This is a genomic window from Sphingobium estronivorans (assembly GCF_008692605.1).
GTDB classification, from domain to species: Bacteria; Pseudomonadota; Alphaproteobacteria; order Sphingomonadales; family Sphingomonadaceae; genus Sphingobium; species Sphingobium estronivorans.
The window spans coordinates 16,641-38,993 of sequence record NZ_LFCT01000027.1 but is presented as its reverse complement, the minus strand read 5'-3'; the positions used below and the strand labels follow the sequence as shown (position 1 = coordinate 38,993).

Annotated in this window: 17 protein-coding genes; 8 read left to right on the top strand and 9 right to left on the bottom strand. The window is 64.3% G+C overall.

Annotated features, from left to right (window positions below; all coding sequences use genetic code 11):
- Nucleotides 1-42 precede the first annotated feature (42 nt).
- The 5 genes from F7P65_RS17795 to F7P65_RS17775 form a co-directional block, all read right to left on the bottom strand.
- Nucleotides 43-1,389, bottom strand: a complete 1,347-nt coding sequence (locus F7P65_RS17795; RefSeq protein WP_150294088.1) for a sensor histidine kinase — start codon at nt 1,387-1,389, stop codon at nt 43-45.
- Nucleotide 1,390: 1 nt separating this feature from the next.
- Complete coding sequence (locus F7P65_RS17790; RefSeq protein WP_240334370.1) at nt 1,391-2,074, bottom strand: response regulator transcription factor; 684 nt, start codon at nt 2,072-2,074, stop codon at nt 1,391-1,393.
- 69 nt (nt 2,075-2,143) lie between these two features.
- Nucleotides 2,144-4,483, bottom strand: a complete 2,340-nt coding sequence (locus F7P65_RS17785) for a TonB-dependent receptor (RefSeq protein WP_240334369.1) — start codon at nt 4,481-4,483, stop codon at nt 2,144-2,146.
- Complete coding sequence (locus tag F7P65_RS17780) at nt 4,425-5,390, bottom strand: FecR family protein (RefSeq protein WP_150294086.1); 966 nt, start codon at nt 5,388-5,390, stop codon at nt 4,425-4,427. Before F7P65_RS17780 ends, F7P65_RS17785 begins: the two co-directional genes overlap by 59 nt.
- 45 nt (nt 5,391-5,435) lie before the next feature.
- Nucleotides 5,436-5,975, bottom strand: a complete 540-nt coding sequence (locus F7P65_RS17775; RefSeq protein ID WP_150294084.1) for an RNA polymerase sigma factor — start codon at nt 5,973-5,975, stop codon at nt 5,436-5,438.
- A gap of 223 nt (nt 5,976-6,198) precedes the next feature.
- Between F7P65_RS17775 and F7P65_RS17770 the strand changes: the two genes are divergently transcribed.
- The 3 genes from F7P65_RS17770 (at nt 6,199) to F7P65_RS17760 (ending at nt 9,909) form a co-directional block, all read left to right on the top strand.
- Entirely contained in the window at nt 6,199-6,864 is a 666-nt protein-coding gene (locus F7P65_RS17770; RefSeq protein WP_150294166.1) for a hypothetical protein, read from the top strand.
- A 9-nt stretch (nt 6,865-6,873) separates the two neighbouring features.
- Entirely contained in the window at nt 6,874-7,731 is an 858-nt protein-coding gene (locus F7P65_RS17765; RefSeq protein WP_150294082.1) for an SDR family NAD(P)-dependent oxidoreductase, read from the top strand.
- A 147-nt stretch (nt 7,732-7,878) separates the two neighbouring features.
- Nucleotides 7,879-9,909, top strand: coding sequence for an elongation factor G (locus tag F7P65_RS17760; protein WP_150294080.1), 2,031 nt, complete (start codon nt 7,879-7,881; stop codon nt 9,907-9,909).
- 26 nt (nt 9,910-9,935) lie between these two features.
- On the opposite strand, the gene F7P65_RS17755 is transcribed toward F7P65_RS17760, so the two are convergent.
- A complete protein-coding gene (locus F7P65_RS17755; RefSeq protein WP_150294078.1) occupies nt 9,936-10,820 on the bottom strand; it encodes a LysR family transcriptional regulator in 885 nt (294 codons plus the stop codon).
- 278 nt (nt 10,821-11,098) lie between these two features.
- On the opposite strand from F7P65_RS17755, the gene F7P65_RS17750 reads away from it, so the two are divergent.
- The 3 genes from F7P65_RS17750 to F7P65_RS17740 are packed head-to-tail and all read left to right on the top strand — an operon-like array spanning nt 11,099 to nt 14,933.
- Complete coding sequence (locus F7P65_RS17750; RefSeq protein ID WP_150294076.1) at nt 11,099-13,132, top strand: M3 family metallopeptidase; 2,034 nt, start codon at nt 11,099-11,101, stop codon at nt 13,130-13,132.
- Nucleotides 13,133-13,179: 47 nt separating this feature from the next.
- Nucleotides 13,180-13,980 (top strand): crotonase/enoyl-CoA hydratase family protein, encoded by an 801-nt coding sequence (locus F7P65_RS17745; protein ID WP_150294074.1) that lies wholly within the window; start codon nt 13,180-13,182, stop codon nt 13,978-13,980.
- Nucleotides 13,977-14,933 (top strand): sugar phosphate isomerase/epimerase family protein, encoded by a 957-nt coding sequence (locus F7P65_RS17740; protein ID WP_240334368.1) that lies wholly within the window; start codon nt 13,977-13,979, stop codon nt 14,931-14,933. Before F7P65_RS17745 ends, F7P65_RS17740 begins: the two co-directional genes overlap by 4 nt.
- Here F7P65_RS17740 and F7P65_RS17735 read toward each other — a convergent pair.
- Nucleotides 14,902-15,975 (bottom strand): alcohol dehydrogenase catalytic domain-containing protein, encoded by a 1,074-nt coding sequence (locus F7P65_RS17735; RefSeq protein WP_150294072.1) that lies wholly within the window; start codon nt 15,973-15,975, stop codon nt 14,902-14,904. The two genes, F7P65_RS17740 and F7P65_RS17735, sit on opposite strands and share 32 nt — an antisense overlap.
- A complete protein-coding gene (locus tag F7P65_RS17730) occupies nt 15,972-16,487 on the bottom strand; it encodes a nuclear transport factor 2 family protein (RefSeq protein ID WP_150294070.1) in 516 nt (171 codons plus the stop codon). Before F7P65_RS17730 ends, F7P65_RS17735 begins: the two co-directional genes overlap by 4 nt.
- 119 nt (nt 16,488-16,606) lie before the next feature.
- On the opposite strand from F7P65_RS17730, the gene F7P65_RS17725 reads away from it, so the two are divergent.
- A complete protein-coding gene (locus F7P65_RS17725; RefSeq protein ID WP_150294068.1) occupies nt 16,607-18,751 on the top strand; it encodes an oxidoreductase in 2,145 nt (714 codons plus the stop codon).
- Between the two features lie 62 nt (nt 18,752-18,813).
- Nucleotides 18,814-19,689, top strand: coding sequence for an LLM class flavin-dependent oxidoreductase (locus tag F7P65_RS17720; protein ID WP_150294066.1), 876 nt, complete (start codon nt 18,814-18,816; stop codon nt 19,687-19,689).
- A 176-nt stretch (nt 19,690-19,865) separates the two neighbouring features.
- On the opposite strand, the gene F7P65_RS17715 is transcribed toward F7P65_RS17720, so the two are convergent.
- The gene (locus F7P65_RS17715; protein ID WP_240334367.1) at nt 19,866-22,241 is read right to left on the bottom strand and encodes a TonB-dependent receptor; all 2,376 of its coding nucleotides are present in this window, start codon (nt 22,239-22,241) and stop codon (nt 19,866-19,868) included.
- Between the last annotated feature and the right edge of the window lie 112 nt (nt 22,242-22,353).

Below are 22,353 nucleotides of genomic sequence, written 5' to 3'. Positions count from 1 at the left end.
CGCCACGGCCCCTTTTTCATGCGCCAATTACCGGGACCCGCTTCAGGCGCAGGGCAGCCGCACCGTCACCCGCAATCCGGGCCGGGCATCGTCCAGTTCCATCGTGCCGCCATGCAGCCGCGCGATGGACGCCACCAGCGGCAGGCCGAAGCCATGGCCCTTTTCATGATCCTTGCCATTGCCGCCGGCAGACAACCGCCCGAAGCGATCCAGCGCCACCGTCCGGTCCTCCGCCGCGATGCCGGGGCCGTTATCGGCGATACTGAGCACCGCCATCCGCCCCTCGCCTTGCAAGGCGATCGTCATGACCGTCCCGGAAGGCGTATGCCGAAGGATATTTTCGATCAGGTTGACCACCAGTTGCGTCAGCAACTGCCGGTCGCCGGTCAGGACCATCGGCGCAAGCGTCAGCGCCGCGATCCGGTGCCCGCTTTCCTCGATCACCGGCTCCAGCGCCTCGACATTCTCCTCCACCAGCGCGCGAAGGTCCACGGACATGAAGTTCGCCCGCCGCGCGCCGCTGTCCACCTCTGCGATGCGCAGCAGCGCCGCGAACAGCGCGAGCAGCCGGTCCGTCTCCGCCTGCGCCGCCACGATGCCCGGCCGCACCGGCGCGGCGACGGGATCGCTTGCGATCAGGCTCAATTGATTGCGCAGCCGGGCCAGCGGCGTGCGCAGCTCATGCGCGACGCCGTTGGTGACGTTGCGGACCTCCTCCATCAACTCGTTGATCCGGGTCAGCATCCGGTTGAAGGCTTCGGCCTGCCGGTCGAAGGCGGTGCCCGATCCGTCGACCGGAACCCGCTGCGACAGGTCGCCCTCGAATATCGCCTCCACCGTGCGGCGCATGTCGGTGATGCGCCGCCGCACGATCAGCGTGAAGGTCGTCGCGGCAGCCAGCGCAATGGCCACGATCGATCCGAAGCCGATCAGGTAGATGCGCTGGCGCGCCGCATTATAATGATCGAACGGTTCGGTTTCCGCGATCACCGCCAGCCGAAGGTCCCCGCCCAGATCGCGCGTCAGCACCTTGCCATCGGTCAGCCCCTTGATCCTGTCGGCCACGTCGACCCGCGACAGGCCCAGCGGCAATGGACGCGTCACGCGGACGTTGCCCGCCACCTGCTGCCCCCCTTCGAACAGGATGAAACCAAGATCGCCGGTATCCCGGTAACGCGATGCCGCCATGATCCGCGCGCCGATGCGCCGGGCGCTCGCGGCCTCCCCCCGCGGGGCGATGATTTCGCTGGTGCTGCCGATGCGCTGCTCGACCAGATGGTCGATGGTCCGAAATGTCGCGAAGTAAATGCCGAAGGCCGTCGCCAGCGTCGCGCAGAGAAAGACCAGAAGGAAAGCGAGCGTCAGCGCCCGCAGCGATCGCAACTGCAAATCATCCCCTCAACATATAGCCGACGCCGCGAATGGTTTTGATCGGATCCTCGTCGCCAAATTCGGTGAGCTTGATCCGCAACCGGCGGATATAGGCCTCCACGATATTGGTCGCCGGTTCGAAATCATAATTCCACACACGCTCCAGCAGCATGGCGCGCGTGACCGTCGTATCGGCATTACGGACCAGTTCGGTCAGCAGCTTGAATTCGATCTTCTGGAGGTTGAGCGCCTTGCCGTTGCGCCAGGCGCTATGCTTGGTCGGGCTGACCAGCAGATCGCCCGCGCGCAGCGTCTCTTCCGATCCCCGCCCGGTCCAGCCGCGCGCGCGCATCAGCGCGTTGATCCGGGCGTTGAGCTCGGCGGGATCGACCGGCTTCACCACATAATCGTCGGCGCCGCCCTCCAGCCCTTCGACCTTTTGGCGCGACTGACCCAGCGCCGTCATCATGATGATCGGCGTCAGGATCTGATGCTCGCGCAAACTCTTGAGAACCGCGATGCCGTCCATCTTCGGCAGGATGCGGTCCAGGATGATGAGGTCGAAACGGTTTTTGGCGACCAGTTCAATCGCGATACGGCCATCCGCGGCCAGGGTCGTCTCGTGGCCGGACTGGCGCAGTTGCTCGGCCAGTTGCGCGGCCAGCGCATCGTCGTCTTCAACGATGAGGAGATGCAGAGACAATGATTGCGTCCTGATGTTTCGATGCCAAAAGCTTCGGTGATGATCCCCTGCCGCGTCCGTCTAGCACCCTCACCATCGCCGCGCGAGGGAAAGCGTCAGCGTCCGGGGCTGAAGCGGCGTATATTGCGGCGCCTGGCGGATCGAGAAGGGATTGCCGAAAGCGAAGCTGTCGCCCCGCACGTCGAACAGATTGTCGAGCCGCACCGCCACCGACCAGGCCCCCCGCTCCATCGAACTGTTGGCCGACATCACCGTATAATCGCCCATGCTGCGATCCAGATCGTCGTCGAAAGACAAACGCGCGCTACCGATGAAATTGGCCTGAAGCGTGCTCTGCCCGTTCCAACCTCCGATCCGGTAATGACGGGACAGCGCGGCGCGCGCCGTGATGTCGGGCGCGACCGGCAAGCGGCGATCGTCCAGCTTCTGCCCGGTTTCCGACCGCAGCAGCTTCGCATCCTGCACCGTGCTGCCCAGCGATAGCGCGAAGCCGCCGCCCATCTGCCAATCGATCGTGCCCTCCAGCCCGACGATCCGTCCACTCCCGGCATTGCGCGTGGAAACCAGCCCGTTGCTGAGCAGATAGTCGGACTGAATCTCGTTCCACAGCGTATAATAGGCGCCCGCCGAAACGGACAGGCGATTGTCCCAGAAGCTTTTTCTATATCCCAGATCGAAGGTGCCGAGTTCATCGGCGTCGAAATGGCCCGAGGCTTTCATCCCCGCCGGAGCAAGGCCGCCCGGCCGCATGGCGCGCGCATAGCGCAGGAAAAGCAGGCCATCGTCCGGCAGCGCATAGGAGAAGGCAATGCTGGGCGAAAGGATGAGCTTGCCGCTCTTGCGCAGCCGTTCCGCCTCCGCCCGGTCGGCCTTCGCATCGTCCTTGGCGAGCGAATAGAACAGCCTCAAGCCCATTGTCGCATCCAGCCGATGCGCCAGCTTGACACTCCCTTCCCCGAACAGCGCATATTCGCTGACCACGCGGTGCAAATCCTCGACCGTGCGGGGCGCGCCATCGTCTCCGGTGATGCTCCCCAGGTCACGGGTCGTCGCCCGCAAAATGGACATGCCTGCCACCCAGCGACTGCGCTTGCCCTCCGACAGGCGGAATTCCTGGTTCAACACCGAATATCGGCGGGCATCGTCGAACCGCGCGCGGCCCGTCAGCCCGAAAAAGCCCGCCGACGCGCTGGCATCGAGCGTGGTGGAAAAGCGCTGCTCGACATAGCTGGTGGCAGACAGCAGTTCCAACCCGCCCAGCATGGCCGTGATCGCGGCATGGGCCATTTTGAAATCATTGTCGGTCGGTTCCGCAATAGGGCTGTCGCGGCGAAGATCATGCTCGATTGCCATGACATATTGGCTGTCGCGAGAATCGATATTCTGCATCCAGTAACCGGCATCGACAGTCCAGCGGTCGGAGGGGCGCCACTGAAGGGCCAGCCGCAGACCGTTGGTATGGGTGGAATTGCTGTCCTTCCCCACGCCCGCGTTGTCGATCCAGCCGCCGTCGAGGAAATCATATCCCACCAGGCGGACCGCCAGCCGGTCGTCCACCAGCGGCAGGTTCACCATCGCCTCCGCCCCATGTCCGGGCCGGCCATGCTCCACCGCCGAACCCGACAGCCTGATCCAGCCCGCGCTATCGGCCGGATCGGGACGGCGGGTCACGACATGATAGATGCCGCCCAACGCGCCCGATCCATACAGCGGACCTTGCGGGCCCTTCAATATCTCCACCCGGTCGACGTCGATCAGCCGCAAGTCCGGATCGGGCGCGTTGAAGGTGACGCGCGCCTCGTCCACCTGCACCGCGACGGTGGACTGGCTCTGGCCGTCAAAGGGGCTGTCCGCGACCCCGCGAATGAACTGGCGGTTGCGTCCCGGACCCAGATTGGTCATGGCCAGCCCCTCCATGTCCAGGCTCATGTCGCGGCTGCCGAGCGACCGTGCGGCCTTGCCGCTGTCGATGGCGGACAGCACCGAGACGGAGAGCGGTATGGCGGACAAAGCCTGCTCCCGCTTCTGCCCGGTGACGATGATGTCCGCCCCGGCAATGGCGGCCAGCGGCGCGGCGGCCGACGCAGCATCCTCATGCTTCGCCTTGCGTTCGAGGCGATACAATCCCGGCCCGACCTTCACCGCGCGCAGATGCGTGCCTTCGAGCAGTTTGCGCAACGCGCTTTCCGCCGAAAGGGTGCCCGTGACGCGCCGCGCCACCACCATGGGCAGATCGCCCGGATAGCCCACCGACAGGCCGGTAATCTGAGAGAAGCGGGCGATGCTGGCTGCCAGCGGTCCGGCCGGCAGGTCGAAACTGTAGCTCGGCTCGCGCGCCTCTGCCGGAGCCTCAGCGGCCGCCAGTCCTGCCAAGACGAAGAGCATCGCCGTTCCCGGCACGCTCGGCATGGACCGAAAGATCCATGACCGCCGCCAGATCAGCCAGCAACCTCGATCCATCACCGATGACAAGCGTACCCGAAAAATGATCGGCCTCCAGCGCAGGATCGACAATGACGCGCTTGCCCGAATAACGGGAAATATCTGCCGCGACGAGAGAAAGCGGCGCGTTGCTGTAAGAAAGCCGTCCCTGCCGCCAGCTGCCGATTTCCGCCGCCACGACCGGGGACAGGGCCAGACCTTCGCCCTGCCGCGCCATCAACTGGTGCCCGGCCGTCACCTTGACCTCTCCTTCCGCAGTGTCGGAGGAGACGGCGACCGCGCCCTCCGACACTGCGACGCGGAACCCGCCATCGGAAATATTGACGGAAAAACGCGTGCCAATGTCGGTGATGCGGTAATTACCCACCTGTACCGTCAGGCTGCGGGAGGGGTCGTGCCTGACCGCGAAATAGGCCTCGCCACTGGCCATCTCGATGCGCGTCGCATCCTTGCCGCGCACCACGATCCGGCTCGCGGGCGACAAGGTGACGGCGGTCCCGCCGGCCAGCGAGACCGACCGGCTCGCTCCGGCATCCGCCGCATAGATCATCGCCGTTTCGGGCGCGCGCAGCATCGGCACGGCGACGACCAGCGCCAGCGCGGCCGCGGCGCCACTGCCCCACAGCCACTTGCTGCGCCCCGGGCGCCGCGCGTCCGTCGCGACATGCGCTTCCGACAAGGCCCGCACGGCATCCTTATACTCATCCACCGCAGCGGCCACCAGCGCAACCGCGTCGAAGGCATCGCGATGCCGGCTATCTGCCTCCAGCCAGGCCAGGTAGCTGTCCCAATCGGCATCGTCGCTTTCCAGCGCCGTCTGCCAATGCAGGGCCTGCTCGATCAAGCCTTCGTCAATGTCCGACCGCGCCGTCATGGCGAGTCCCTTTCTTCCCTGTCACAAGTCACCAGACGGCAACGTTCATCCCTTACCCCAGCCCAGCAGGGCGCGGCGCAAATATTTCATCGCCACCGCCATGTGCTTTTCGACGCCGCTCTTGCTGATGCCGAGCCGCGCGGCGACCTCGGCATGGTTCAGCCCTTCCAGCTTATGCATTTCAAAGACGCGACGCGCGCCGTCGGGCAGGTTGGCAATGGCAGAGACCAGCGTCGCCACCTCCTCCCGCGCGATCATCTGCTGTTCGGCATTGTCATGCCGGTCGACCGGCTCAATTCCGGGCCCGGCGAAATCGGTTTCCTGATCGGCCCAGCGGCGGTCGCGAGCCATGCGCCGCTGGCGCTCCCGCAGGCGATCCACCACCATATTCTGCGCCATGCGGAACAAATAGGCCCTGCCATTGGCGACCGGCCCCGTCGGACGCTGCCGCACGCGCAGCCACAATTCCTGGAGCAGGTCCTCCGCCTCCGCCGGATCGCCGGTACGGGCGAGCAGCAGACGCCGCAATTCGGCCTGATGCAGACCGTACAGCGCCGCCACGCCATGTTTTTCGTCCAGGCTCATGCGGACTTCTTTTGCAAAGTCCGGGCAGCTTCGAAAAGTTAATTTTTCGTAGTGTGGCGATGGGGCGGAATCCGGCCTCCTTGTCAAAATCATCCGCAAAATGACATTATCGTCTTTTCATGATGATATAATGCGTAGGGTTTGATCAACCCGTCATTGCGTTATCCTGTTTTCCGATATAATGTTCCGCATCGAGAACAGCCAATTGAACGGGAGCGGATGGATGGAAGATGCGCGGCCCCAGATGCGGACCATGGGTCATGTTGCCCTGCATTATCCCGGCAAGGAAGCAGGGCCGCTCGCCGCCCGCTTGCTGAACGTGATTGGCTTTGTCGAAACGCAGAAGCTCCCTTTGCCGGATGGCGACTTTTATCGGTTCGTCGTCGATGAAAGACACAGCAAGCGGGGCGATGGCATTATTTACCTCAGCACCGTTCCCGCCGCGCAGGCGGCGCTGATCGCCGCCGCGCGGGAGGCCCTGGGCCATGGTACGCCGCAGGCGCATCCCGCCATAGCCGGCCTGCGCGCCGCGCTGGACGGCGACCCCGAATATAGTTTCCATGTGGGTGCCCTGCTGGATTCTCTGGAGGAACTGGAGCGCGTCACGCTGGCGCTCCAGGCACTGGAGGACAGCGATCCGGCGTTCAAGGGACGGCTCAGCATCATCGTGAACCGGCCTCGGCCCGGCGATGCGGACATCGACGCACGGCTGGATGCTTCCCCGGTCTTTGGCGGCGTGACCCGCTTTGCCTATGGCCGCAACGGCGTGCAGGTCTTTGTCGAAACCGACTTGTTGAGCAGCGGGCCATTGGGCGAGTCCATGGTGCTGGAACTGGATTATGTTTTCCCCGGCAAGGATAGCCACATCCTGTCGGTCGTCGAATTATAAGGGGTTGTCATGACTGAAGAAGAGCGGATCTTTTCCGGCGGCGTCGCCGTCATCACCGGCGCGGGTGCCGGGATCGGCATGGGGCTGGCGCGGCGCTGCGGCGAAATCGGCATGACGGTGATCGTTACCGACGTCGATGGCGCGCGCGCCGAAGCGGTTGCTGCCGGCATCGTCGCGGCGGGCGGCAAGGCCGAAGCCATCCGGGTCGATGTCTCCCGACCCGAAGCGCTGGATGCGCTGGCGCAGGATGTCGTCGACCGGCATGGCCCGGTCCGGCTGCTGATCAACAATGCCGGGATCGAGACGCTGGGCTTCACCTGGGAAATCCCGGTGGAACGGTGGGAAACGACGCTGAACGTCAATATCCATGGCATCGTTCACGGCGTACGCGCCTTCGTGCCGCATATGCTGCGCGCGGGCCAGGAGGCGTGGATCGCCAATCTCGCCTCCATCGGCGCCTTTGGGCAGATGCCGACGCAGACCGCCTATATCATGAGCAAGCACGCCATCCAGGCGTTCAGCGAATGCCTCTATCTGGAAATGCAGGTCGCGGGCGCGCCGATCCATGTCAGTTCGGTCGTTCCGGCGATGGTCAAATCCAGCATCTTCGACGCGGAGGCGGGCAAGGGCGAGCCTGCCGACGCAGCCCGGAATCGTGCGGTCATGGCTCACATGATGGCGGCCCACGGCATGGAAACAGACGAGGCATGCCGCCGCTTCATCGCGAAAATCGCGGCCGGTGAATTCTGGGTCGACAACGATCCTCCGATGACCGCGCAATCGGTCGAGAGCCGTGCGGCCTTCCTGGCCGATCGGGCGAACCCCTCGCTCAACGAAACCTCGCGGCAATTGTTGGGTCTGGATTGATGCCCGACCCGGCCTGTAACGATACAGGTCGGGTATAAACCTTTCCGTCTTGCCCCCTCTTGCTTTGCAGTCCGCTTGGGTCGATCCTTGCGACTCCGGCAAACGACCTCCCGCGTGGTTATGACGCACGAGATATGGAGAGGGGACATGAAGGCAATCGGCAACAGCTCGAAGGTCATCGCACTCATCGGACCGGCGGGCACGGGCAAGACAAGCCTGGCGGAATCCCTGCTGTTCGCGGCGGGGGCCATCCCCCGGCTCGGCGCGGTCAAACAGGGCAGCAGCACCGGCGATGCCAGCCCGGAGGCGCGGGCGCGGGGCGGTTCGACCGAGTTGAACCTGATGCGGTTCGGCTGGATGGACGAAAATTATGTCCTGCTCGACATTCCCGGCTCCCCCGGCTTTGCCGCCGACGGCCGGGCGGCGTTGGGCATGGCGGACCTGGCGCTGGTCGTGATCGACCCCGACCCGGCCCGGGCGCCGCAGGTCGAACCGGTTTTGCGCCATCTGGAAATGCTGGGCATGCCCCATGCCCTGTTCGTCAACAAGATCGACCAGGCCCGGGCCACCATCGAGGAACTTCTGGAAGCCTTGCAGCCGCTCTCCAAGGCGGCGTTGGTGGCTCGGCAAATCCCCATCCGGTCGGGCGAGCATATCGATGGCTTCGTCGATCTGGCGCTGGAACGGGCCTTTCACTACCGGGTCGGCGAACCGTCCGAACGCATTCCCATGCCGGCCAATATCCAGGAGATCGAGGCGGCGGCGCGTTTTCATATGTTGGAGCAGCTTGCCGATCATGACGACATATTGCTGGAGCAATTGCTGAACGATGCGGTGCCCGGCCTCGACCTCATATTCGCCGACCTGAATCGGGAAATGGCGGCGGGACAGGCGGTGCCCGTCCTTTTCGGTTCGGCGCTCAACGGTTTCGGGGTGCGCCGGCTGCTGAAGATGCTGCGTCACGACACCCCGGCGATGGAGGAAACAGCGCAGCGTCTGGGCCTGGACGAAGGGACAGCGCCGGTCTTCAAGATCATGAACGGCAGTCCGGTCGGGCGGCTCGCGCTGACGCGCCTGTTTGGCGGACCGGCATCGGAAACCGCGGACTGGGTGGATGACGAAGGCCGCCCCCTGCGCGCGGGCGCGCTGTTCGCTTTGCAGGGCGCTTCCGCCGCCAAGCTGCGCTCGGTCGAGCGAGGCGATGTCGTCGGCATTGCCAAGCTGGACGGGGTACAGGCGGGCGATCGGCTCAGCATCGCGGGCAAGCGGGCGGCTGCCCCTTTGCCCGCGGAAAAGATCATGGCGAACTGCGCCCTCGCCTTGTCGGTCAAGGATCACAAGGATGAAGTGCTGCTGTCCTCCGCCATCGGGCGTCTGGTCGAGGAGGATGCGGGGCTGGACTGGTCGCCGGACGCGCTGAGTCAGGAAATGCTGATCCGCGGAGTGACGGACGAACATCTTGCCGTCGCGCTCGAACGGCTGAAGCGGCGCTATAATGTCGACATATCGACCCATCTGCCTCCCGTCGCATACCGCGAAACCGTCCGAAAATCCGTCACCCAACGCGGCCGGCACAAAAAGCAGTCCGGAGGCCATGGCCAGTTTGGCGACGTCGTTCTGGAAATCCGCCCGTTGGAGCGCGATCAGGGCTTTCGGTTCGAGGAACGCATCACCGGCGGCGCCATACCCAAACAATGGATTCCCGCCGTCGAAATCGGCGTCCGCGATGCGATGATGAAGGGGCCTTTGGGCTTTCCAGTCGTGGACGTGGCGGTCACGCTGATCGATGGCAGCTTCCACAGCGTGGACAGTTCCGAACTGGCCTTTCGCCTGGCGGGGCGGACGGCCATGGCGGAGGCGCTGGCCGGGGCAGGCCCCTATCTGCTGGAACCCTTCGCGCAGGTTTCGATCGCCGCGCCCGGTACCGCCACCTCCCGCGTGACGTCCTATCTCGCGAGCAAAAGGGGCCAGTTGCTGGGGATCGCGCCCCGGGAGGGCTGGTCGCGCTGGGATATGATCGAGATTTTGCTGCCCGGCGCGGAACTGCATGGGCTGGAGGCGGAACTGCGATCGCTCAGCCAGGGCATGGCGCATTTCGAAGCGGCGTTCGACCATTTCGCGGAGGTCAACGCCAAGGCCGCCAGCGCCATCATCCACAAGAGGCTGGAACCGGCCTGATCCCGGCCGCTTCGCCTCAATCAGCCTCAGAAGCGGGTCCGCGTCGCGCGCACCACTTCGTCCAGAAACTCCCCCGTCGCGCGGACGCGCGGCAATCGCTGGAGGTCGGCGTGCACCACCAGCCAATAGCTGCGCCACACCTCCACCTGTCCGGGCAGCAGGCGAACCAGCCTCTCATCCTGATCCGCGGAAAAGGCGTGCAACACGCCGATACCGCATCCCGCCGCCACCGCCGCATGCTGCGCCGCACTGGAACTCGAGCGGAAAGCGATGGGCGCACCGGGCAAAATCTGGTCGAGCGCGATCATCTCCGGAAAGCCCGCCAGTTCCTCGATATAGGATATGAAGGCATGGCGATGGAGGTCGGCCCGCCCACCGGGTTCGCCGTGCCGCTCAAGATAGGCGCGCGACGCATAAAGCCCCAGCCGGTAGTCCACCAGCTTGCGCGTTATCAGCCGGCCCCTGGGCGGCGGCTTGAGCATCACGGCCATGTCGGCTTCACGCTTCGACAGGCTGCTGGCCCTGCTTTCCGATGCCAGTTCCAGCGTCAGCCGGGGATGGCGGGCACGGAAGTCCGCAATATGAGGCGCCACCAGACAGGCGGCGAAGGCCTCAGGCGTCGCCAGCCGCACCGTCCCCTCCACCTCCCGGTCGCGCCCGGCGATGCTGTTCATCGCCGCCAGCAATTCACTCTCGACCCGCTCGGCATGGGGGACCAGTGCGAAGGCAGCGGGCGTGGGCGTCACCCCGCGCGGGGACCGGTCGAACAGCCGCGCGCCGAGGGTCGCTTCCATATGGCCGATACGCCGCCCGACAGTGCTGTGATCCACGCCGATCCGGCGCGCGGCGGCAAGCATATTGCCCTCTCGCATCACGGCCAGAAACAGGCGCAGTTCATCGGAATTCAGCATAGGCAAATCCGCGCAATCTTTTCAGTCGGATAGCCATATTTATGCAAAACCCCGTCACGACTCAAGCGATCGGTTCGCGCAACTGAAGGCGATTACCGGCCAGGTCCCGCCGCGCGACCGCCTGCCCCCTGGCCATGCCGAAACGAAGGACGGTGCCGTGTTTCCCCGGTTTCGGACTGGGCCATTGGAAATCGGGCAGTATCACGCCCGCGCATCGACGCTTGAAGAGCCGCGCTGGATGACCCAATTAGGGGGGACCATCCAAACCGCGAGTGACCATGACCAGCAATCCCCTTCTCGCCGATCTCGACCTGCCCGATTTCGCGGCAATCCAACCCTCCCATGTCGTCCCGGCCATGGAAGACGCGATCGCCGCACACCGCGCAGCCGTCGAAGCGATCGCCGCTGGCGGCACGGATGATTTCGACGAGGTGATCCTGGCGGCCGAGCGCGCCGACTTCCTGCTGTCGCGCACATGGTCGCCGGTCGGTCATCTGGCGTCGGTCGCCGACACGCCCGAATTGCGCGAAGCCCATGCCGCCGCGCAGGCGTTACTCACCGCCTATCTCATGGAAGCCGGCCAAAACCGCGCGCATCACGACGCGGTCGCTCGCGTCGCCGCCCGGCCCGATTTCGTCGACCTGCCCGCTGCCGGCAAAAGAGCGGTCGACCTTGCCCTGCGCGGCTTCCGGCTGGCGGGCGTGGCGCTGGAGGGCGAGGCGCGGCAGCGTTTCCTGGACATCGGCGTGGCGCTCAGCGACCTCAGCACCAAATTCGGCAATGCCGTGCTCGACGCGACGGAGGCATGGAGCGAACATATCATCGACGAGGCGATGCTTGCCGGCGTGTCGGACAGCGACAAGGCGATTCTGGCCGCCTATGCGCAGGAAAAGGGGCTGACGGGCTGGCTCATCACCCTGCGCCAGCCGAGCGTGCTGGCGATCCTGCTGCACGCAAAGGATCGCGCGCTGAGGGAACGGGTCTATCGCGCCCACAACACCCGCGCCTCCGACCAGGCTGACGACAAAAGCCATGACAATAGCCAACGGATCGACGCCATCATGGCGTTGCGACACGAAGCGGCGCAGATATTGGGCTTCGCCGATGCCGCCGCTCATTCGCTGGAAACCAAAATGGCCACCGACGCCGATGAGGCGCTGGAATTCCTGGCCGACCTCGCCCGCCGCGCAAAGCCGGTGGCGACGGACGAACTGGCCGAGGCCCGCGCCTTCGCCGCCGAACATCTTGACCTCAACGACCTTCAGCCCTGGGATCTTTCCTATGTGGCCGAAGCGATGCGCCGCACCCTGCACGGCGTCGATCAGGAAGCGTTGAAGGCCTATTTCCCCCTGCCGCGCGTGATCGCCGGAACGCAGGCCCTGATCGAGCGGCTGTTCGGCATTCGCCTGATCGCGCGGGAAGGCGTGTCGGTCTGGCACCCCGATGTGCTGTTTTACGATGTCCTCAACGCCGATGGCGCGGTCGTGGCGGGGGTCTATCTCGATCTCTTCGCCCGCGCTGGCAAGCGCGGCGGCGCCTGGATGGACGTATGCCGCTCCCGCTTCCGCGACGCCGGCCGTTTCCACCGGCCCATCGCCTATCTCACCACCAATTTCGCGCCGCCTGCGGGGGGCAGGCCGTCCCTGCTCACGCATAACGATGTGGAGACGCTGTTCCATGAATTCGGCCATGTGCTGCATCATCTGCTGACGGAGGTGGATCTTCCGTCCATCGGCGGCATCAATGGTGTAGAATGGGACGCGGTGGAATTGCCCAGCCAGTTCATGGAGAATTTCGCCTGGGACAGGGACACGCTGATCGGCCTGTCCGGCCATATCGATACCGGCGAGCCGTTGCCCGACGCCATGTTCGACCGGCTGCTGGCCGCGCGCCAGTTCCAGGCGGGACTGGCGATCCTGCGCCAGATCGAGTTCGCGACCTTCGACCTGTTGCTCCATCGCGATTATGATCCGGCCAGAGGCGCACAGGTCCTTGCCAAGCTGGATCAGGTTCGCGCCGCCGTCGCGGTGGTGCATCCACCGGCATGGAACCGCTTTCCCCATGCCTTCAGCCATATTTTCGCGGGCGGCTATGCGGCGGGCTATTATTCCTATCTCTGGGCGGAACTGCTGTCCGCCGACGCGTTCGAGATTTTCGCCCATGGCAATATCCCGGGGGGCGGCGCGACCGCGTTCCGCCGGGAAATCCTCGCTGCGGGTGCAAGCCGTCCGGCATCGGAGAATTTCCAGGCCTTCGCGGGACGCGCGCCAGAGGTCGATGCGCTGTTGCGGATGCGCGGACTGGCTGCTTAAAAAGGTCGGGCCCGACCATCCGCTCCGTTGGGCGAGGAGAGCTTCCCGTGGACCCCTTCCTGTTAGTCGAACGTGACGGCCCGGTGGTCCTCGCCCGCCTCAACCGCCCCGATGAACGCAATGCCATTTCCAAAGTCTCCGATAGCGAGGAGATCGTTGATTTCTGCGCGCGCATGGCGCGCGACCCATCAGTCCGGGCCATCGTGCTGACCGGCGCGGGCAAGGCTTTTTGCGCGGGCGGCAATGTGAAGGACATGCAGGAACGGACCGCCCTGTTCGGCGGCACCCCCTATGAGATCCGCAACAATTATCGCACCAGCGTGCAGATGATCGGCCCCGCGATCAGTGAACTGGAAGTCCCCGTCATCGCCGCGATCAATGGCCCCGCCATCGGCCTTGGCCTCGACATTGCCTGCATGTGCGATATTCGGATCATGGCCGACACCGCCGTCGTCGCCGAAAGCTATGTGAAGTTGGGCATCATTCCGGGCGGCGGCGGCGGATGGCTGTTGCCGCGCCTGATCGGGCCGCAGCGCGCCAGCCTGATGACGCTGACGGGGGATGCCGTCGATGCCGCGACAGCACTGGAATATGGCCTGGTGGCGGAGGTCGTGCCCGGCGCCGGCTTGCTCGACCGCGCGCTGGAACTGGCGCGCAGGATCGCCGCCAATCCGGGTCACGCCACGCGCATGGCCAAGCGCCTGATGCGGGAAGGCGCCCATATGAAGCTGCCGTCGCTGCTGGAACTGGCCGCAGCCTATCAGGCCCTCGCTCACCAGACCGAGGATCATCATGGAGCAGTCGCGGCCTTTCTCGACAAGCGCGCGCCGGAGTTCAGGGACAGATGAGCGGTGGGAACGAGCCGCCGATGACGGATCGCCGCTCTGTCCCCGATCTCATCGCCACTTGCTGGACGACCGCCGGCAATGTCCGTGCCGATCAACCGGACAATTGCAGCCTCTGGCCGCTGGAACAGCGGATCGAGGCAGCGGCCAGGGCTGGCTATACAGGGTTCGGCTTCTGGCTCGGCGACCTCAGACTGTGGCGGGAACGCGGCGGCGATTATGCGACGCTCCGCGCCCATTTGTCCGATGCGGGGCTGACCGTCATCGAACTGGAATATCTGGCGGAATGGTTCGCGGACGGAGAGTTGCGCCTTTGGTCCGACGCCGCGCGGTCGGACCTGTTTCGCGCCGCCGATGAACTGGGCGCGCGTCATGTGAAGGTCATGCCGCCCTTCGGCGGGCAAGGCCGGAATATCGACGATCTGGCCGAACATTATGCCGCGCTGTGCAAGGATGCTGCCCGGTACGGCCTCCAGATGGCGTTGGAGATGATCCCCTTTTCCGATCTGCCCGATCTGCCATCGGCGCTCGAGCTTGTGATGCGAGCCAACGCCCCGAACGGAGGACTGCTGATCGACATCTGGCATGTCGTCCGCTCAGGCGGCAGGGTCGAGGATGTGGCGGATGTTCCGCTGCCCTTCATCAAGGCGGTCGAACTTTGCGATGCCGACCGGTCGATGCGCGGACCCATCACTGAAGACACCATGCGCTATCGCCATCTTTGCGGGGAAGGCGAATTCGACCTGCCGTCCTTCATCGCGGCGGTCGAAAGCACGGGCTATGCCGGACCCTATGGCGTGGAAATCCTGTCCGACGCCTTGCGCGCCTTGCCGCTGGAGGACGCAGCGCGGCGCAGTTACGAGACGGCCGCCGCGCAGTTTCATGCCGGCAGCCCGGGCAGGCGGAGCCGCGCCGGAGCGGCGCTCAACGTTGGTGATCGACCAGCGCGCGCGTAACCTCACCGGCCTTCAGAGCGGCAATCGCCTCTCCAATTCGGTCCAGCGGCCAAACGCCGCTGACCTGATCGGCCAGATTCAACCGCCCGTCCCGCGCCTGCGCGATCAGTTCAGGATAATCCCGGCCCGGCAAGGCCCCGCCGTTCATGGTGGCGATCACCTCGCCCCCCGTAACGAAGCTGTCGAGCGGCACCGACGCCTGCGCGCCCGGTTTGGACATGCCGATCAGCACCACGCGCCCGCCGCGCTTCGTGCAGCGCAACGCGGTTTCTATCGCGCCGACCGCGCCGCTGCACTCCACGACGACATCGATCGGACCATGTTCCTGCGCCAGCATCGCGGCGGCGGTAGCGCTGTCCTGCGCCGGGTCGGCCAACATGAAGGCGGACGCGCCGAATTGCCGTGCCACGGCTTCCTTGGCCGGGTTGGCGTCGATCGCGATCACATGCGCCCCTTCCTGCGCGGCGCCCTGTATCGCGTTGACGCCGATCCCGCCGACACCGAATATCACGACATTGTCACCGGCGCGCACGCGACCCAGCACACGCGACGCACATACGCCGGTGGACACCGCGCAGCCGATCAGCGCAGCCTGTTCGGGCGGCATGTCGGCAATGGCAAAAATCTGCGATGCCTTCACCACGATTTCCCCGGCAAAGGAGGAGACGTTGGCGAAGGATGCCACGGGCTTGCCATCCAGCGAAAAGGGATAGCTGGGGACAAATCCCCAATTTATGTCGCAATTATGCGGCTCGCCCCGACGACACTCGCGGCATTCGCCACAGGGCGTCTGCGTGCCGACAGCCACACGGTCGCCCACCGCCCAGCCTTCGACGCCCGCGCCCAATTCCGCGATCTCGCCCGCCGCCTCATGCCCCAGCACTACCGGCAACATGGGGAGATGAGGCGTCATCATCGCAAGATCGCTATGACAGATGCCCGACCGCAGCACCCGCAGCCGCACCTCTCCCGCACCCACGGGACGCAGCGTCAGGCGGTTGCTGACGAACAGCGACGTCCCGTCCCAGACCGCCCCCCTCATGCGCCCAGCCCCGCCAGCAAAGGATAGGAAAAGGACGGATCGGCACGATCCATGCGGCCATTGGGGGCATCCTTGCGCATGATCTCCATTGCCTCCTGATCCACCGGGACGATCGATCCATGGTCGAACACCAGACTGCGATAGAGGAATTTCCACACCCCCTCGCGCCGTTCATAGCGGTCAAGATAGCGGCCCAATACGATATACTGCCTGGCGTCCGGCCCGCGCGTGCGGTGCCATGCCTCCACATAATGTTCGCCTTCGGCCCGATCCCCGTCAATCACGAACAGGCTGTTGTAGATGCTGTGGCGCGTCAGATCCCATTGCTCCGTCGTTTCACGCAGCCAGGCGACGAACGCATCCGGCCCACCGCTGAACATGGTGCCGTGATCGTCGAGCGCATCGTCATGATAAAGCGAGCGAACGAGCGCGAAGTCGCGTCGGTCGCATCCCCGGCAATAGCGCATCACCAGATCGTGCAGCGCCATCCGATCGAGCCAAGGCTGTGACATCACTCTCCTCCCAAACCGCAAGGAATCTACGCGATACAAAATTATTTGACAGGACTAGCGCTCTTTGGCGTGATAGATAAAGGTCAAAGTTACGCATCGCTATGTTTAGGAGAGACACCATGTCTGCGGCCACTTCCCCCCGGACGACCTCGGGGACCACCACCTTGTCCAGTCCGGGGCGGATCGGCTCGCTGACCGTCGCCAACCGCATTTTCGTCACCGCCATGGGCGTCAGCCTGGCCGAGGAAGACGGGTCGGTGGGCGATCGCCTGATCAATTATCATGTCGCTCACGCCAAGGGCGGCGCGGGCATGATCGTGATGGGAGTGACGGGCGTCGCCTGGCCGGTGGGCGCGGTGCAGCCCAATCAGACGGCGATTTCCGACGATCGCTTCCTGCCGGGACTGAAACGCCTGGTCGACGCCGTGCATGCGGCAGGCGGCCGGATCGCGTCGCAGCTTCACCATGGCGGCCTGGTGGCGGGTTATTCCGCCGACGACGGCGGCCATCCGCTCTGGGCTCCATCGATTCCTCCCGCTTTCTCGGGCGATTTCCCCAGTTATTTCCTACCGGAAGAAATGGGCCGCTTTGCCGGGACTGTCGTGCCGGAAATCAAAGTGCTAACGAAAGAGGATATCGCGGTTGCGGTGCAGCAGTTCGCGGCCGCCGCCGGGCGCTCCAAGGCTGCGGGATTCGACGGCATCGAAATCCATGGCGGCCATGGCTATCTCCTCTCCTCCTTCATGTCGCCCGCGACCAACACGCGCACCGACGAATATGGCGGCGACCTGAAGGGCCGCGCGCGGCTGTTGCTGGAAGTGGTGCGCGCCGTGCGCGAAGCCGTCGGCCCGGACTTCCCGATGTGGGTCAAGATGGACTCGCGCGAAATCGGCAAGAAGAACGGCATCGCTATCGAACATGCGCTGGAACTCGCGCCGATGGTCGAGGCGGCGGGCGCAGACGGCATTACCGTCACCGCCTATCACGACACCGGACAGGGCAAGCTGCACTCGGCCTCCAACATTCCGCATGAACCCGGCGTCCATCTCGAATTCGCCGCCGCGATCCGCAAGGTCGTGAATATTCCGGTGATCGCATCGGGCCGGGTGGAACTGGATCGGGGCCAGAAGGCGTTGACCGACGGCCAGTTCGACTTTCTGGCGATGGGACGCAAGATCCTGGCCGACCCCGACCTGCCGGTGAAGCTAGCGGAAGGCCGGACGGACGACATCCGCCCCTGCATCTATTGCTACACCTGCGTGTCGACCGCCTATCTGCGTGAGCAGGTGCGTTGCGCCGTGCGGTCGGAAACGGGCTATGAGGATCTGGACTGGTCGCCCGCCGCCGTTCCCGGCCATGTCGTCATCGTCGGCGGCGGCCCCGGCGGGATGGAGGCCGCGCGGCGGCTGAATCAGGCCGGCGCGAAGGTCACCCTGATCGAGAAATCGGACCGGCTGGGCGGGACGCTGCGCTTTGCCGCTTTGGCCTATGAACCCAATGAGCGGCTGCTCAACTGGCTCAAGCGGGAGATCGACAAGTCCTCGGTCGATGTCCGGCTGAAGACCCAGGCGACGCCCGAACTCATCGCCAGCTTGAAGCCCGACAAGGTGATCGTGGCGGTCGGCGCGGTCCGCGACATGCCGCCCATTCCGGGCAATGATCAGGACTTCGTGCTGTCCGGCGACGATCTGCGCGGCATGATGCTGGGCGAAGACAGCGCCTCGATCCGCCGCAAGACGAGCTGGGCGACGCGCATCGCGACCAAGGTCGGCGCGGCCACCGGCGCGACCGCCAATCTCGACCTCGTGCGCAAGGCGACCCACACTTGGATGCCGCTGGGCAAGAAGGTCGTGATCATCGGCGGCGAGCTGGTCGGCTGCGAACTGGCCGAATTCCTGATGGAACGCGGGCGTGAAGTCACCATCGTCGGCGAAGCGCCCCGCTTCGGCGGCGGGCTGCTGCTGGTGCGGCGGATGCGCTTGCTGGCCGAACTGCGCGAACATGGCGTCGCCATGTTCCCCGGCGCCAAGGACATCCGCATCGGCAAGAGCGCGGTCAGCTTCACCAGCGAGGCGGGCGAAGCGCAAGACATCGCCGCCGATCATGTCGTCGTCGCAATGGGCGCGCATGGCGATTCGACGCTGGCCGACGCCTTGCGCGCCGCTGGCCATGACGTGACGGAGATCGGCGACGGCACCGGCGTTACCTATATCGAGGGCGCGATCCGCGGCGCCGCCGAAGCCGTCGCGGCGATGGGACGCTGACATCAAATCAGGGGGAAGTGGCGCGCGCCGCCTCCCCCCTTTCCCACAAACAGGAGATCAAGATGCGGTTTCACTATGCCGAAAGCATGACGGCCATCACCAATTATGTTCCGCTGGCCCAGGCTGCGGAAGCGCATGGCTATGCCGGTTTCACCATTCCCGACAGCCTGATCTATCCCAAGGCTTCGGACACCAGCTACAGCTACACCGAAGATGGCGGGCGGGAATTTCTTGAAAACAAGCCCTTCATCGAAAGCTTCATCCTTGCCACGGCGATCGGCACGGCAACGAAGACGCTGGAAATGACGACCAATGTCGTCAAGCTTCCCGTCCGCCCGCCGCTCTATTCGGCCAAGCTGGCCGCATCCATCGCGGCATTGACCAACAACCGCTTCAACCTGGGCGTGGGCCTTAGCGTCTGGCCCGAAGATTATGAAGCCATGGGCGTATCCTTCGCCAAGCGCGGCAAGCGGTTCGACGAATGCATCGAAATCGTGCGCGGCCTCTGCGCGGGCGGCTATTTTGAATTTCATGGCGAATTTTACGATCTGTCGCCGGTCAAGCTGAACCCCGTACCGACCAAGCCGCTGCCGATCCTGATCGGCGGCTATTCGGACGCGGCGTTCAAGCGGGCGGCGCATAATGACGGCTTCATGTATGCGGGCGGCGATGGCGGCACCGACGACCTGGCCAATGTCGTCGCGAAGATTGCCCAATATCGCGGCGAGGCGGGCACGCTCGACAAGCCGTTCCGCATCTTCGCGACCGCCATGGGCGCCATTGACGCCGATGTGGTGAAGCGGCACGCGGATCTGGGCGTCACCGACATGCCGGTCGCCTTCCGCAACCTCTATGCCGTGGAAGAAGATACCCAGCCGCTTCAGCAGAAACTGGACGACATGGCACGCTTCGCGGACGAGGTGATCGCGAAGATCTGACGACCATATAGAGCATCGTGCGGCAACACGTCACTGGAGCGCGCGATTTGCGTTCGATTTAACGCAGCGCGCTCCTCGGACTGGGCTTACGCAAAAAGGGGCGCGATCCGGTTTCAGAAACCGGATCGCGCCCCTTTTAAGTGCGACGGGATTACCGCCGCACTGGATGAAGTCGATCAGAACTGGATACGGGCGTCGACGCCATAGGTCATCGGCTTGTTGAAGGTCGCGCCGGCAAAGCCCAACGGGCCGAAGTCGATCCCGTAGGTCAGCCGCTTCTGGTTGAGCAGATTGTCGCCCCACAGGCCGACGTCCAGCTTGCCGCTCCCGAGCGAGATTTCCTCTACTGACAGACGTGCCTTGACGTTGCTCTGCGCCGGCGAAATCACATTTTCATTGAACGGCGTCGTATTGGCGAAATCAAGCGCGTTGAAATAGATTTTCGTCCGGTACGAATAGTCGCCGCGCAGGCGGATCAATGCATCGCCGATGGGATGGGAATATTCCGCGCCCAGGTGAACGCTCCATTTCGGCGTGTAAAGCGGCTTGGCCTGATCGGCGACGTCCAATGTCGGGGTGAAGAAGAAGCTTTTATATTTCGTCTTCACATAACCGACCGATCCGTCGATCTGGAAACCGGCGAACGGCAGTGCCGTCATCTCGGCTTCGAAGCCGGACAGTTGCACCTTGCCCGCGTTGACGATCTGGGACGTCGCGCCCGCGCTGCTCGCGGCGAACTGCTGCACCTGAAGATCGTCATAGTCCGTGACATAGCCGGCCAGGTTCAGGCGCAGCCGATTGTCGAGGAATTGCGACTTCACGCCCACTTCATAGGCCGTCGCCTTTTCGGGATCGAAACTGTTGATCGTGTTGGCGCGCGGATTGATGCCTCCCGAGCGATAGCCGGTCGACACGCGGCCGTAGATCATCACGTCCCGGACGATGTCGTAAGACACCGAAGCGAGCCAGGAGAAGTTGTCGAAGCTCTTGCGGCCCCGCTGCACCGGACTGATGTCGCCCGCCAGATAGACGGTCTTGTCGTCGCCCGTATAACGGCCGCCCAATGTCACTTCGAGCTTGTCGTCGAGCGCCGACGGTTTCCAACTCATCTGCCCGAATACCGCCATTGACTGCGACGTGCCGCCGAAAGCCTGGAGCGGATTGGCGTTAAGGCCAACGGTCTGGAGGCCAGGATTGAGAGCGGTGATGGCGTCCACCGTCGGCTGGTCGAAGCCCAGCGCGGTCAGTCCCGCCACGGGCGTCACCACCGTCAACGCCTGCTGGTTACGTTCACTCGCCTTTTCATAGAAATAATACATGCCGAGCAGATAGTTGACATCGCCGACCTTGCCGAGCGCCTGAAATTCCTGACTGAACTGCCACTGCCGCTGGGGCGCGTTGTTACCGGTATAGGGCGTGACCTGCTGTACCGAAACGAGCGTGGGCGAGGTGAAGTCGATCACCGGGCCACGCAGGACACCGTTGCCCGACAGGTTCAGGATGGTGTCCTGAAAGAATTTGCGATAGCCGGTGATCGACTTGAGCGTCAGTTCCGGCGTCGCCTCGTAACTGAGCGTCAGGCCGTGGCCCTGCACGCGAGTCTTGCTGCCATAGCGGAAATCGCCATTGCGATCGATGAAGCCCGCCTGCTGCACCGTCCCCTGCCGCACCGGATTGACCAGGAAGGGCGCGCCGCCATAGCTGGGCGATTGTGAATAATAATCCTGCGCCAGCGGCGTCGCGGCGACGATCTGGAAAAAGCTCGGCGTCCCCCGGCGGTCGTCATAATCGAAATTATAATTGACGGTCAGGTCGCCAAAGTCGCCCTGGAGGCCGACGGCGAGCGATTCGGCATTAAGCGCGCCCGGATCCTCCGACGACGGCGTCAAAGTGTTGTTCACAAAGCCGTTTGACTGGCGATGTTGCGCCGAAATGGACGCCTTGATCACGTCGCCGATAATATAGCCGGTATCCAGCCGGGCGCGCACATACCAGTCGTTGAAACGGGCAAATCCCGCCTTGGCGGTAACGCCCATGTCATTGGCGGGCTTTTTGGTGATCAGCTGCAAAGCGCCGCCGATGGTGTTGCGGCCGAACAGCGTGCCCTGCGGGCCACGCAGCACCTCGATGCGTTCCAGATCGACCAGATCGAACACCGCACCTGCCGAACGGGCGAGATAGACGCCGTCCAGATAAATGCCCACGCCCTGTTCGGACACGGACGAAGGTTCCTGGTTGCCGATGCCACGGATGAACACGGACGCCGCAGAAAGGCTCGAGGGCTGCTGCGCGACGGTCAGGTTCGGGGCGAACTGCGGCACGTCGACGGCACTGGAAATATTCTGGCGTTGGATGAAATCGCCGCCCAGAGCCGTCACGGCGACGGGCACGTCCTGAAGCGTTTCCGCCGAACGCCGCGCGGTCACGACAATATCACCAAGATTGCTGGATTGCTGCGGCGCGCTATTTTGCGGCAGGTCCTGCGCGCCCGCAGCTGCGGCAAATGTCATCGCAAGACCGGCAACACCGGCGGATAAGACAGATTTCATCATTCCCTCTCACTCATAGTCAAACTGGCGCGAATTTCGGGGAACTGAGGCAGATTATCGGCACGCGGCTGTTCGGCTTGGATGGTCTCCGCTCCTCGAATAATCGAAGGCGCCG

Bases quoted from the DNA above. Each gene is read 5' to 3' on its own strand.
- F7P65_RS17785 (WP_240334369.1), bottom strand. From the start codon at position 4,483: ATGCCGAGCGTGCCGGGAACGGCGATGCTCTTCGTCTTGGCAGGACTG.
- F7P65_RS17780 (WP_150294086.1), bottom strand. From the start codon at position 5,390: ATGACGGCGCGGTCGGACATTGACGAAGGCTTGATCGAGCAGGCCCTG.
- F7P65_RS17775 (WP_150294084.1), bottom strand. From the start codon at position 5,975: ATGAGCCTGGACGAAAAACATGGCGTGGCGGCGCTGTACGGTCTGCAT.
- F7P65_RS17770 (WP_150294166.1), top strand. From the start codon at position 6,199: ATGGAAGATGCGCGGCCCCAGATGCGGACCATGGGTCATGTTGCCCTG.
- F7P65_RS17765 (WP_150294082.1), top strand. From the start codon at position 6,874: ATGACTGAAGAAGAGCGGATCTTTTCCGGCGGCGTCGCCGTCATCACC.
- F7P65_RS17760 (WP_150294080.1), top strand. From the start codon at position 7,879: ATGAAGGCAATCGGCAACAGCTCGAAGGTCATCGCACTCATCGGACCG.
- F7P65_RS17755 (WP_150294078.1), bottom strand. From the start codon at position 10,820: ATGCTGAATTCCGATGAACTGCGCCTGTTTCTGGCCGTGATGCGAGAG.
- F7P65_RS17750 (WP_150294076.1), top strand. From the start codon at position 11,099: ATGACCAGCAATCCCCTTCTCGCCGATCTCGACCTGCCCGATTTCGCG.
- F7P65_RS17740 (WP_240334368.1), top strand. From the start codon at position 13,977: ATGAGCGGTGGGAACGAGCCGCCGATGACGGATCGCCGCTCTGTCCCC.
- F7P65_RS17735 (WP_150294072.1), bottom strand. From the start codon at position 15,975: ATGAGGGGGGCGGTCTGGGACGGGACGTCGCTGTTCGTCAGCAACCGC.
- F7P65_RS17730 (WP_150294070.1), bottom strand. From the start codon at position 16,487: ATGTCACAGCCTTGGCTCGATCGGATGGCGCTGCACGATCTGGTGATG.
- F7P65_RS17725 (WP_150294068.1), top strand. From the start codon at position 16,607: ATGTCTGCGGCCACTTCCCCCCGGACGACCTCGGGGACCACCACCTTG.
- F7P65_RS17720 (WP_150294066.1), top strand. From the start codon at position 18,814: ATGCGGTTTCACTATGCCGAAAGCATGACGGCCATCACCAATTATGTT.
- F7P65_RS17715 (WP_240334367.1), bottom strand. From the start codon at position 22,241: ATGATGAAATCTGTCTTATCCGCCGGTGTTGCCGGTCTTGCGATGACA.